Raw genomic sequence first — 12,313 nt, forward strand, 5'->3', positions numbered from 1 at the left:
GGCGACCAACGCCCATTCGTCGTCGGACACATCAGACGGGTAGGCTTTCCGGGACTGGCTCATGACCCATCATCTGAGCCGTCCAGCCGATAGATCCATAACAGCCTCTAGGTGCGCGTATCGTATTGCGAGAAAGGCGGAGCCCAATCGGAGGCAAAAGATGCTCCTCACGACGGCGCAAAGCACGACATACCCAAACACCGACGCGGCCCAACGTCGCCGAGATCATAGCTCATCGACGACAAAACGAAGCGCAATCATCGCAACGCGTTACCGACCATAAAAAAAGAGCTTTATTTCAAAAAAATCATCCGGTGCTGCGCAGAGCCCGACTTGGGCAACCCCATACATGCGCGATGCTTACACCCGACGCGCCGATGTCACGGTGACGCGGCAAATGGCTTCACCTCAACCAATGTCCAAGGAGCGTATCCACCACATAATGAACTAAAGCCAAGCTCGATACCCTCGACACCGTCGTGTCCTTCTCGTAGAAATCCCCTCAATGAGAAACGTCAATGTACCATATACGCAGAGCTCAAGCCGTCGGCGCAACGCTGCGCGTCCGTCAACGACAGGCTTGCTACGCGACGGCGCGGAAGACCGATCTCTGCAACATCACCGAACGGTGATTGGCCGTGTCTGACAATCAAGAAATTGCATCACATTTGAAAATCTCGGTCGTTATTCCACATTTCGATGATTTGAAAAATCTCGACCGATGCCTGCAAATGCTGGAGGCTCAGACGCTCTGTCGAGAGAGCTTCGAAGTGCTGGTTGTCGATAACAACTCTCTATGCACCCTCGATCGCGTGCGCGAAGTCGTCGACGATAGAGCAATTGTGCTTCTGGCTCTCGAGCAAGGCGCAGGGCCTGCGCGCAACGTCGGTGCTGCTGCGGCACGTGCGCCGTTACTTGCCTTTATCGACTCGGATTGCCGTCCGGCACCTGATTGGCTCTCGCAAGCGTTGGAAGCCTTGCAGACGCACGCAATTGTCGGCGGTCGTGTTGTCACCGAATCTGAGATACCCGGTTGCCCCTCGCCCGTAGAAGCGTTCGAGGCCGTTTTCGCCTTCCGATTCGACAAGTACATTCGCAAGAAGGGTTTTACCGGCTCGGGAAATATGGCGGTGAGGAAAAACGTCTTCGAAGATGTCGGCGGTTTTCGCAGGGCGGTCTCGGAGGATGTGGACTGGTCGCACCGCGCACTCGCGAAAAACTATAAAATCATCTACGATCCCAGTGTCATCGTCGGCCATCCCGCCCGCCGCAATTGGCAGGAATTGCGAAAAAAATTCGAAAGACTATCACGAGAGGGTTATCTTCTCATAAAAGACAAACCGCGTGGACGTTTGAAGTGGTTCATACGGTCATTCGCCGTACTCTTATCGCCCTTCATTCACGTCTTGCGGGTGTTGGCGGCCCCAGAATTACCCAGGCTCGCCGACCGCCTTGCCGCGGCACGCATCCTCTTCGCGATCCGGACGTACCGCTTTTTCGAAATGAACCGACTGCTCTTCACGCGCAGAACTTCATGAGACGGCTGCAGCAAGAGAACGCTGACCCGGCAATCTCTCGCTCTACCTAAATCGCGCAATCGGCATATGCCGTGCAGGCGAAGCCCCCTCGATCGCATCTTGGTCGAGGGAACAACACCTTGTCGTCGCCATTACGGCAGATACCGGACTTTCGTCCCCTGAACCGCAAAGCCAGCCTTCCAGCCCAGGTATGCGGCTATTTGTTGGACGATCGCAACACGTTATACGTTACAGCAACATTGGGCGGGTTCTTACAAAGCAAGAGCCCCCCCAAGAACACTCATTTCGTCTGAACAAGCGGGGCTCGAGAGCACGGCGAGAACAGGATGCCAGGCAAACCCGGCCCCGCCAATTTGCCGGGCGATGCGGGCTGTTTGATACTGCCACGTCGAACGGAAAAGCGGCAGTTCCGCATAGCTCGCCCCTCGGTAGATGAAGCGCAGGCTGTCGTCCTCGCCCTTCATTTGCCGGATCAGGGCGTCGTTCCACCCTTGCGTGCGCGCTTCGAGCAGCACGATGCGGCATGAATCACGCTCCGCCACCAGCATGAGTTCAGGCGTGCCCTGAATCTCGGTCACCCGTAGCCCGTTTTTGATCAGGCGCTCTCCTATGGCGCGCCGGAGCGCGACAGGATCGCGAATATCGGGCGCTGCCTCCAGGGCGAGCTTCGTCCCGACACTCAGGATTGTGATGACGAGCAAGACCGAAGCGGCCACGGACGGCAGCGCGCGAAGACCATGCCCGATGGGCGTCGGCGTGCCGTCATTCGGCAACTCAACGTTTCGCAGGCCCGCCCAACAAACCATTGTGATCGCGATGAGGGACAGCCACCCGGTGACCGTGTTGCCAACGGTACCGTGTATCAGGTCGAAATGCTGTGGGTATGCTCCAATAGCAGTCAGTCGCAGGATATTGATCGCGATGACGCTGCAGCAAGCCATCAATCCCCAAAATAGGTCATGACGCCAGCTACCTCTTCCGAATAGATTGACTGCAATCATCCATCCGAGTATGGCCAGGGATACGTTGCCTAGGGACGAGCATGCCGGGTATATTTGAAAATAACCATGGCCGCCTGGAAATTGAATGAGGTTTCCTGTTGCAGTTGTACCAAGCAATATGGCTGTGAGCTCCGCATCCGCGGCCAAGATTTGCTTAGCAGCAAACGAAAACAGAAGCCGCGTCCAGCACATGGGCATCGTCACGGCGAGCAGGATCGCGGCAGCGCGCGCGAGGCGACGCTCCGAAGTCAGAAGAGTCCATCCGGCGACGACCGTCAGAGCAAACCAACCCAAGGTACCCGAAGGCGCCAAGATCAGTATGGTCGCCAGCGCGAGCACCACGATGTCTCGCGACTGCAGGGGATCGTCCCGGTCTTCAGCAGCGGGCGAAAGCCCGAGCGCGATTCCGCAGACGACGGCAATCCATACGATCGCGCTGATGTTGAAAAGCGACGACAGAGCATCGACGAAGCCTGTCCGCTCAACGGCCAGGATGATGGCGCCGGCAAGCCCGTTGATCGCGCACAGGGCCATCGCGGCGCCGAGGATCACCGTGCGCCGAATGGGTAAAGCAGTTGGGATGGGAACGCCGATGGGCATGGAAGTGGTCATAAGCGGGGCGTCCGGAATCTCCCATTTGCCTCTTTCTGCCAGAAACCGCACGATGTGGCGAATGGGTGGCGCCAACGGACGACGTCAATGGGCAGGGCGCTGCTCGATGAACACATTGAAGGGTCACCCGCAGTACGCATCATCGTTCGAGCGCGTCGCGGCAGGCAGCACTCAATCCAACATCAGCAACCGGTAAGACGTGCCCCTTGATCACACCAGTTTTGATAACAAGGCGCGAAAGCAGATATATTTTGCTTGGGTCGAGTATCAACGTCGCCCAACTTCTATGAGCGCGTACTTCGGTTACGACGTCTGCTTTGTCCCGACCCTTCTCGCGCGCCCGATCTTCCTGAAGGTTCTCCTCAGCTATCCCTGGCAGGCCATTCGGACGGCCTGGACCCTGGTGCGACAGCGGCCGGACGCGGTCTGGATTCAGATGCCTCCGAATTTCGTCGCTCATCTTTGCCTGCTTCTATGCCTTGTCTATGGCAGGAACCGCCCTCGTTTGGTTGCGGATCTCCATAACTCGGCTCTCACCCGGCACTGGCTATCGGTCCCGTTCACACGGCGCGTACTCCGAAAATTCGATCTCGTTCTGGTGCACAACGAGGACATGCGGGCGCTCGCCGTCGATCTCGGTCTCGGCGCCCGAAACCTCCACGTACTCGAAGACCGCTCGCCGAGTTTCGGCGCGATCGCAGCGACTCCTCCGGACGGCAGGCCCTGTTTTGTCGTGCCATGCTCGTTCTACAAGGACGAACCCGTACGCAACGTCCTCGAAGCAGCTCGGCTGATGCCGGACTACGACTTCATGATCACGGGACCGCGCGCCCGCGCTGCCGGGCAGGGGTTGCTGGACAACGTGCCCGGGAACGTCACCTTCACCGGTTTCCTGCCGATCGATGAATATGACGCATTGGTCGAACGGGCGACGGGCATCCTTTGCCTGACGACCCATGACGGCGTCCAGCTCAGCGCAGCGGGCGAAGCAGTCGGGGCGGGCAAGCCCATGATCGTGAGCGATAAGCCGCTCCTGCTCAGCCTGTTCACCGCCGGGCGTTTCGTCGATAATTCGGTTGAGGCTCTCAGGGATGCCTGCAGGGACGTTGCAGGTGATTACGCGCGCTATGCCGCTCAGACGATCAGCCTTCGGGACGGCGCCGAACGCAACGACCGTTGGCTCGCGCAGGCGACTCCGATACGCACCCTTCTCACAAGCGAACTGTGACGAAAGCTGGCATGAAAATTCTCGACACGATCCGTGAGAGAGCGCTGCTGTTTCGGGAACGACGCAATGAATACGAAAGCCTAGCGCTGCGGCAGCACTTCGCATCTCGCTACGACATCCAGGTCGGCCTCTACTCCTATGGATGCTTCGATCGGTGGCGCATCCCGCCCGGCACCGTCATTGGCCGCTATTGCTCAATCGCGCGATCCTCCCGCGTCCTCGATGCGAACCACCCCATGGACGCGCTCTCGACGCATCCATATTTTTACGATCCGAGCTTCGGTGTCGTTGCAACCGATCGGGTGGTGAAGACACGGCTTGTGATCGAGGATGGCGTCTGGCTCAGTCACAACGTCATCGTCACGCCGGGATGCGGTCGGATCGGCAGGGGAGCGATCGTCGGTGCGGGAGCTGTCGTCACAAAAGACGTCCCGCCTTACGCAATCCTCGCCGGCGCCCCCGCCAAGATCATCCGCAAGCGATTCGACGAAGAGACGATTGCCCGGATCGACGCGACTCGCTGGTGGGAGTTGGACAAAACGGGTTTGAAGCGCCTCGTGGCGGAGCGTCCCGGTTTCGTCTTCGCGCCATCCGACACGCACGTCGCACCGTGATCCTCAAGAAATTGCAGCGCGCGGGGAGCTTCGGCAGCGAAGCCCTGGCATCCGGCATGCTTATGCCATAACATCCTGGCGACCTTTCACGAAAAAGGAAGCAGGCAAAACGTGAGCTACTGCGCTATCGTTATAATCGGCTTCCGCTGTTCCAGCGATATTGCAGAATGCCTTACAGCTCTGAAAAGCCTCGAAGGTCCAGATCACGCCGTTCATATCTGTGAGAATGGCGGCGATGACTCGTATGATGAGCTTTGCCACGCCCTCTCGGAACTCGGTGGGGAAACACCTTCCGCGCGCCAATCAGTTTCGCCGGGTTTCCTGACCCGGGAATTTCGTCTCGCGGGCAAAGAAACACGCGTATTCGCCCACCGCGCACCCGGAAATCTTGGCTATGCTGGTGGCATCAATGCTGTTCTCGCATACCTGAAATCTGATCCGGATTGGGATGCAATCTGGATCCTCAATCCGGATACTGCACCGGAGCCGGACGCACTCGCTGCGCTCAAGCGTCGAGCCGTCGAAGGCGGGTATGGCATTGTCGGCAGCCGCATCGTTCTCAGCCACAATCAGCGCATTCAGATGTATGCCGGGCGCTGGCGACGGTGGATGGCGCGCGGCTGGAATATCGGACTGGGCGAACCCGCGGACGCCACTCCCGATACCGCGAAGATCGAGGCCGAGATGCAGTACGTATCCGGCGCCTCTATGTATGTAACACGCCAATTCATAGAGGTTATCGGTCCGATGGAGGAAGGATACTTCCTCTACGCCGAAGAAGTCGACTGGTGTCTCAGGCGCGGCCATTTCAGAATTGGCTATGCACACGACTCCATCGTACTTCACGATCACGGCGCAACCATCGGCTCGAACAGCAACAGAAAGATGCGTTCAAGCTTCTCGGTGTTTCTAGATGAGCGAAGCAAGCTCCTCCTCACGCGCCGGTTCTATCCAGTGATATTCCCGATCGTCGCGATCGTAACGCTCCTTTTGACGACGCAATATGCTGTTCAAGGGGCTTATAAGAATTTCGGTGTCGCTCTGGCTGGCTGGTTCAGCGGCCTGAAGGGAGAGAAGGGTTTTCCGAAGCGCTTCGCGCCGCCGTCCCGACCGGCATGATCCATTAGCCGTGCCGGAAGCCAACTGAAGGGATACCTCGCTGCAACGCAAAATAAGATGTACAAAGCGATCCGTATGCCTCCAAATCGGCGTCTTTTTCGCTTAAGCGGCCTCAGTCTTACCGCTTCTGTCAAGGCTTTTGGCACGAGTGGCTTACGGTGATCCATGATTGAGACGAATGTCAGTTACGCGGTCCCGTTCCCCGAGCGGCCAAGCTTGGTCAACGAAGTCCGTGTCGTCCTATCGATCATTCAGCGGCACCTGCGGCTTATACTGGCGCTGATCCCGCTGGGCCTGTTCGCCGGTTATGCCGGCAGCTATCTGATGACGCCGATTTATCAGGCCGTCGCACAGATCTCGCTCGATCCGCGCCGCGTCGCGATCGCTCAGCCCGTCAACGCGCAAACACAGCGCCGCGACGAGCCTTTGATCGATTCCGGCCGGGCCGATACCGAAGCTGAAACATTGAAGTCCGAGAGCGTGTTGCGCGCTGTCGTGATCCAGCTCGATCTTCAGAACAATCCGGAATTTACAAATCCGCCGAAGGGCCTCGTGGCGAGGGTCAAATCCCTTTTTTCGTCATCGGAACCCGAGCAGGATGAAGAGAGCCGCATTCCCGATACGATGACGGCTGTCTCGAAGGGGCTCAAAGTCGAGCGGGTCGATAAGAGCTATTCCTTTACGATCACGTATGAATCGCGCGATCCCGAATTGGCGGCGCGTGTCGCGAACGCATTCGCCGACGTTTATATCAAGAAACAGCTTGACGCCGAGTACGAGGTGACGCGCCAAGCCGTGTCTTGGCTGAAGATGCGCACGGATCAACTCTCTCAGCAGATGCTGACGGCGGAACGGGCGGCGAGCGAATATCAAGGCCAAGCGAAAATCGCGCGCTCGGATGGCAAACTCGTCGATGAGCAGCAACTCCAGAATCTGAGCCTGCAGCTCGCCGATGCGACCTCCCAGCGAGCCCAGGCCAAAGCCCGCTACGACCAAGTCACGCGCTTCTCCTTCGAGTCCGGGGGCGAGTTGTCGGTGACGGACGCATTTCAGAACTCCGTCATCTCAAAGCTCCGGACGCAATATCTCGACGTCCTCAACAAGGCTGGAGCGCTGGCATCGCGTTACGGCGAGACCCACGCGGCCGTTATCAAGCTCCGCGCGGATGCCAAGGCCATGGAGGATTCGATCCGCCGTGAGCTCCTGCGGTACAAAGAGACATACAAGAACGAGTACGAGGTCGCCGCCTCGCGGGAAGAGTCGATCCGCACCAACCTCGACGAGCAATTCCGTCGCGCGACGGCGACGGGCGAAGCGCAGGTCAAGCTCAATGCGATGGAGGCTCAGGCGAAGGCGTTGCGCGCCTCCTACGATGCCTTCATGCAGCGCTACAATGACGCGCTCCAGCGGCAGAGCTTCCCCGTGAGCGAGGCACGGGTCATCGGCGCAGCTGTTCCGCCGACCGCCCCGGCCAAGCCGAAGAGGATCCTGTTCGCTGCGGCCGGGACCCTGCTCGGATTGATCGGTGGACTTGGCGGCGCGTTCGTCATCGAGTTGATGTACCGCAGAATCCATACGCGCGCGGAAGCGGAGGCCGCTTCCGGTGTCGAGTGCCTCGGTTACCTTCCCGAGATCCCTAAAAACGGTCGGCTTTCAAAATCGGGCGAGCGCCGTATGCCCCTCGATTATGTCGTTCGTAACCCCTTCACCATCGCCGCCGAAACGCTCCGAACCGTGCGGACGACGATCGATAGTCGTAGCAGCCCAGGCGGTTGTCCGATCGTCGGCGTCATCTCGTGCGTTCCCGACGAGGGTAAGACGACAATCTCGTCCAATCTCGCTTTCCTGCTCGCTCAGAATGACCGGCGGGTCCTCCTGATTGATGGCGACATGCGAAATCCGAGTCTTTCCAACGCCATCGCACCAACCCGCAATGCCGATACGCCTGATCGCGACGCAACGCCGAGCTCTGCGCTCACCCTCGTGCGCCGGCCCGACTTGCCGTTCGATTTCATTCCCGCGCTCACCAGCAGCCGCCCCGAATTTGCGAACTTTCAGGAGGCAAACGGTGGTACGCGGGACAGCGCGCTCGTGACGGGCCTCGAGTCCGAGTATTTTCGTCGTCTGATCGAGGTCGCCCGTTCGCAATACGACTACGTCGTCGTCGACCTGCCACCGGTCGTGCCGCTCTCGGATGTCCGCGCGGTTTCGAGCTCGATCACCAACTTTCTCCTCGTTCTCGCCTATGGCAAGAGTGAGCCCAACATCGTCGGCGATGCCCTTGAATCGATCCCTGGCATCTACGAAAAGCTTGTTGGATCGGTCATCAATATGGCCGAGATGAAAGCTCTCCCGCGTTACGGCGAGCGCGTTACAACCTATTACAGCTCGAAGTACTTCTCGCATTAAGGACGGGGGGTTCCGACCAGCCACATTGCCCCTCCGCGCAGACGATCATCTGCGCGTCACGACAATCGACCTGAAAGGCGGCGGTTGATGCGCTTGGCGGCACTATCCAAGATGGGGGCGCTCGCCTTTCTCGGGGCTACGGAGATCGGCGTTCCGTTTGTGCGGATGATCATCCTCACACGGGTGCTCGGTCCCTACGAGTTCGGTTTTGCGGCCGCACTGTCGGCAACCTACGGTGCGGTAGAGCAGATCACCGACACGAGCCTGTACCGCTTCGTGCTCGCAACATCGCGGGATCGCTACCAGGAAGCGCTCGCCACCGCGCATGGCATTGCGCTGATGCGAGGGTTGCTCGTCGCGGCTCTCTTCCTCGCGTTAAGCTACCCGGTCGGTTGTGGTATGGTCAGCTGCGGTGACTGGTCAGCCTTCGCTTGGCTCGCCCCACTCCCTCTGATCAAGAGTTTGGAAAATCTGGAACTGAGGGTCTACGAGCGCGACTACCGTTATAAACCGCAGCTCATTGCGTCTCTCGTATCCCATGGCTGCGGCATCGCGGTGATGCTGGCCGTCGGCTTGTGGACCGGAACGCATTACGCCCTCATCGCCTACCTGATCGTGCAGGCGATCGTGAATGTTGGGCTCACCCACATTCTCGCAACCGTGCCGTTCCGCGTGATGCTGCGGGGACCGTTGGTGGGGCAGGCGCTGCGTTATTCGCTCCCGCTGATGGCCAACGGGCTCGGCAACGCCATCATGACCCAGGGCGACCGTCTCTTGGTCGGTGCCTTCCTCGGCCTTCAGACGCTCGGCCTTTACGCGGTCGTGATCCTCACCTCGTATGTTCCGACTTCCGGCCTGTTCCGCCTGCTCGGTCCCGTTCAAATGGCGGGCCTCATCAACGCCGTGGATCGACCGGACGTCTACGAGGCGCGCCTCCGGCTCTACGCACGGGCCGTACCGATGGTCGCGGCAGCCTACGCCCTTGGCTGGGAGGTCTTGGCCAAGAGCTTCATGCCCGCAATCTTCGGCGCGCGCTTCGTCGCGTCGGACCTCACGATCCTGCTGGTCGGCCTCATCGTCTATCTCCGCGTCTGCCGAACGGAACCGATGACGGCCGTATTGTTGCAAACGGGGGGCACGGCCAAACTGGCCGTGGCCAACCAGATGCCGATGCTCGGCCTCGCGCTCGGCGCCCTGCTGGTATGGATTCATCCGCAGCTCGAATCGCTTCTCGCCGGCATGGTCGTTGGCGAAATCGTCGCGCTGATTGCGGCCCTCACGATCGTGCGGGGACGGCTCGGTACGGCTTGGCGGGATGCCGTCACTGCGAGCACAACGTTCTTCGTTTTGCCTCTCGCGGTCGGCGTGTTGTTCGAGACGGTCCCGATGCTCGATCCGTTTCTACCGCGGCTCGCGGTCGGCATGGGCTGCGCAGTGGTTCTTCTCGCAACGGGCTTGGCGGTGCTGTCCAAGCCGGCGCGCCAAGCCTACCGACCAACGGTTCGGTCCGACATGCAACCTCCTCGGAAACAGGCAGCAGAATGAGTACGGTGACCCGGAGGCTTCCTCCCGCCGTCACCTATGTCAGTCCGAGATTGCGGCGCCTCGCGGCGAGAGGGACGTCGGCCGGCTATCGTGCCAATTCCCGGCTCGCCTATTGGATTGCCTGGCTCTTCCCCGGCTCCCTCGTGGCACCGTCGTCGCTGACGATCGTCGTGGGTGCCCTGACGGTGCCCCGCATCGCCCTCTTTCTGGCCAGTGTCTGGACCTTCCGAGAGCTGTGGCGAAAGCTCACCATGGGCGGTTACGTTCCGATTGCCTCGGACCTGCTGGTACCGATCACGGCAATTTGGATGCTCGTCACGCTCGGCATCCACGAAGGCGCGAAAGGTCTTGTCGGCTACGGCGCCGTGGCAGCGATCGAGTTCGCTCTCGCCTATTTCTTGGCACGGGTCTTTTTCGGAACACCTGCCGGCTTTCAGCAAATGGTGCGGGTGCTCCGCTTCGTCGCCGCGATTCTCGTCGTAACGGCCTTCCTCGACACCATCTCGGGTCAGCACCTGATCTGGACGATTGGAAGAATCCTCTCGCGCGCGCCCCTGGACGACATCATCGTGAAACGGTTCGGCCTCGTGAGAGCTCAGGGCTCGCTCGAGCACCCGATTCTGTTCGGGGTGTTTTTCGTGATGTGCACCCTCATCATCGGCCATTCAGCGTTGCGGGCGATCGAGAAAATCGGCTGGATCGCCGTCTGCGTGGTCGGCATTCTCTTGCCGCTGTCTTCGGCGCCGGTGCTCTCGCTCCTGATGTCGATCGCGACGATCCTGTTCCTTCGCGCGTTCGACCGCTTCCCGTGGCGTATGCTCGTCCTCGCTGCCGCCGCGATCTTTGCACTCGTGACCTTCTTCGCGCTCGTCGATGACCCGCTCACAACCTTGATCCAGAATCTGACCTACGACCCTCAAACGGGTCTGTTCCGGGTGCTGATCTGGCAGTGGGTGGGTCTCAACGTGGAAAGAGCCCCCTGGATTGGAATAGGCTTCGCGGATTGGCTCCGATCAGAGGAGATGCCGAGCAGCATCGATTCCCTGTATCTGATTCAGACCATCCGCCATGGCGTGCCCGCCCTCGTTCTGATGGTGCTCTCGTTTCTCTCCACCGGCGTGACGATGCCGTTGCGCCCTCAGAGGCGCTACGAAAGCGAGCGCATCACCGTGCTGCGCCAGGGTCTCGCGATTGTCATCTTCATCATCGTCTTCAACGCCTTCACGGTCCATTTTTGGGGCTCGACCTGGGCGCTGCTCGCAATCGTCCTCGGTGCGCGCGCAGGCCTCACGGAAAGCATCTATCTGCATCCGTCTACCCGGGACGACGAGCCGCCCAGTTCCGCTTTGGTCGGAAGCGGCGAAGGATCGCCGCGGGTGAAGCGGGTATTGAAGCGCACGATGACGGGGTGAGGACGCCTATCGGGCAAATCGTGCCAGCCGATTGGGCTGGCCAGCATCGGTGAACCGGCCGAACGGACCCACCTCGATATCGCTGCGGATGACCGTTGCTGGGTTGCCGGCAACGATGGAGCGCGGAGGCACGTCCTTTGTCACGATGCTGCCCGAGGCGACAATGCATTCGTCGCCGATTCGGATGCCCGGCAGAATGACACTTCTGGCCCCGATGAAGCAGCGGCGCCCGATCCACGTGTCGAGGTAGAGCCCACGCGTCATGTCGTGAGCGAGGATCGCGGCGTCGAACGCGACGTAGGACTCGGCGCCGATATGCACGCCTTTGGGGTAAGTCTTGTCGAAGCGCACGCTCAGCGAAAAGGTCGCGGTTGGATCGATATCCATCCCCCAGACCTTCGTGAAGTAGAGCCACTTCAGCCTGACGAGGGCTTTGCGGAGTCCAAGGAACTTGTTGAGACTGCGCATCGACCCCGTTTGGCCTTCTGTTTCAACGAAGAGGGACCATTACATCCTTTCGCGGACTCGGTCATCCTCTCCATCCGCTCCGGCGTGTCGTTTGCCGTTTCGCTGTCCGAGGTTCTGGCTTCTTCAGACGATGAAGAAGTCCTGAGCATGGAGGTTGGCCGGGGTGGCGAAGGTTGCCACCGTCACGGCCGCGCCGCCGCCCGTCCCGTCCGCGTCCCACAGAAGCTGCTTGTGCGCCACGTCGTGCACGAACTGGCCGTGGCCGCTCACCGTCGCCGCCGTGCCTTCCGTGAACCACTCCGCCGCCAGCGCCCCCGGCCCGACCTGATGGCCCAGCGCGCTCGCCGAGAACACCAGCTGGTCCCCC

The 12,313-nt window shown here is 60.0% G+C and carries 9 protein-coding genes and 1 pseudogene; 7 read left to right on the plus strand and 3 right to left on the minus strand.

Annotated features, from left to right (window positions below; translation table 11 throughout):
* Positions 1–638 precede the first annotated feature (638 nt).
* Entirely contained in the window at positions 639–1,538 is a 900-nt protein-coding gene (locus MFF26_RS26030) for a glycosyltransferase family 2 protein (RefSeq protein WP_171015477.1), read from the plus strand.
* Positions 1,539–1,789: 251 nt separating this feature from the next.
* Here the strand turns inward: MFF26_RS26030 and MFF26_RS26035 are convergent, their stop codons facing one another.
* Entirely contained in the window at positions 1,790–3,151 is a 1,362-nt protein-coding gene (locus MFF26_RS26035) for an exosortase/archaeosortase family protein (protein WP_137829858.1), read from the minus strand.
* A 286-nt stretch (positions 3,152–3,437) separates the two neighbouring features.
* Here MFF26_RS26035 and MFF26_RS26040 point away from each other — a divergent pair, with 286 nt between their 5' ends.
* From MFF26_RS26040 to MFF26_RS26065, 6 genes are all read left to right on the plus strand, one after another.
* A complete protein-coding gene (locus tag MFF26_RS26040; protein WP_137829859.1) occupies positions 3,438–4,379 on the plus strand; it encodes a glycosyltransferase in 942 nt (313 codons plus the stop codon).
* An 11-nt stretch (positions 4,380–4,390) separates the two neighbouring features.
* Positions 4,391–4,993 carry a CatB-related O-acetyltransferase gene (locus MFF26_RS26540; protein ID WP_137829860.1) on the plus strand — a complete coding sequence of 201 codons (603 nt, stop codon included), beginning with the start codon at positions 4,391–4,393 and terminating at the stop codon, positions 4,991–4,993.
* A gap of 111 nt (positions 4,994–5,104) precedes the next feature.
* A complete protein-coding gene (locus MFF26_RS26050) occupies positions 5,105–6,112 on the plus strand; it encodes a glycosyltransferase (protein ID WP_171015478.1) in 1,008 nt (335 codons plus the stop codon).
* Between the two features lie 165 nt (positions 6,113–6,277).
* The gene (locus tag MFF26_RS26055; RefSeq protein WP_137829862.1) at positions 6,278–8,521 is read left to right on the plus strand and encodes an exopolysaccharide transport family protein; all 2,244 of its coding nucleotides are present in this window, start codon (positions 6,278–6,280) and stop codon (positions 8,519–8,521) included.
* 93 nt (positions 8,522–8,614) lie between these two features.
* Positions 8,615–10,066, plus strand: a complete 1,452-nt coding sequence (locus MFF26_RS26060; protein ID WP_171015479.1) for an oligosaccharide flippase family protein — start codon at positions 8,615–8,617, stop codon at positions 10,064–10,066.
* 50 nt (positions 10,067–10,116) lie between these two features.
* On the plus strand, positions 10,117–11,478 hold the full coding sequence (locus MFF26_RS26065; RefSeq protein WP_238308933.1) for an O-antigen ligase family protein: 1,362 nt from the start codon (positions 10,117–10,119) through the stop codon (positions 11,476–11,478).
* Positions 11,479–11,484: 6 nt separating this feature from the next.
* Here MFF26_RS26065 and MFF26_RS26070 read toward each other — a convergent pair whose 3' ends face one another.
* On the minus strand, positions 11,485–11,946 hold the full coding sequence (locus MFF26_RS26070) for an acyltransferase (protein ID WP_137829865.1): 462 nt from the start codon (positions 11,944–11,946) through the stop codon (positions 11,485–11,487).
* A 123-nt stretch (positions 11,947–12,069) separates the two neighbouring features.
* Positions 12,070–12,313: pseudogene (locus MFF26_RS26075) on the minus strand (hypothetical protein); the annotation flags it as partial.

This window comes from Methylorubrum suomiense (assembly GCF_022179765.1).
Taxonomy (GTDB): Bacteria; Pseudomonadota; Alphaproteobacteria; order Rhizobiales; family Beijerinckiaceae; genus Methylobacterium; species Methylobacterium suomiense.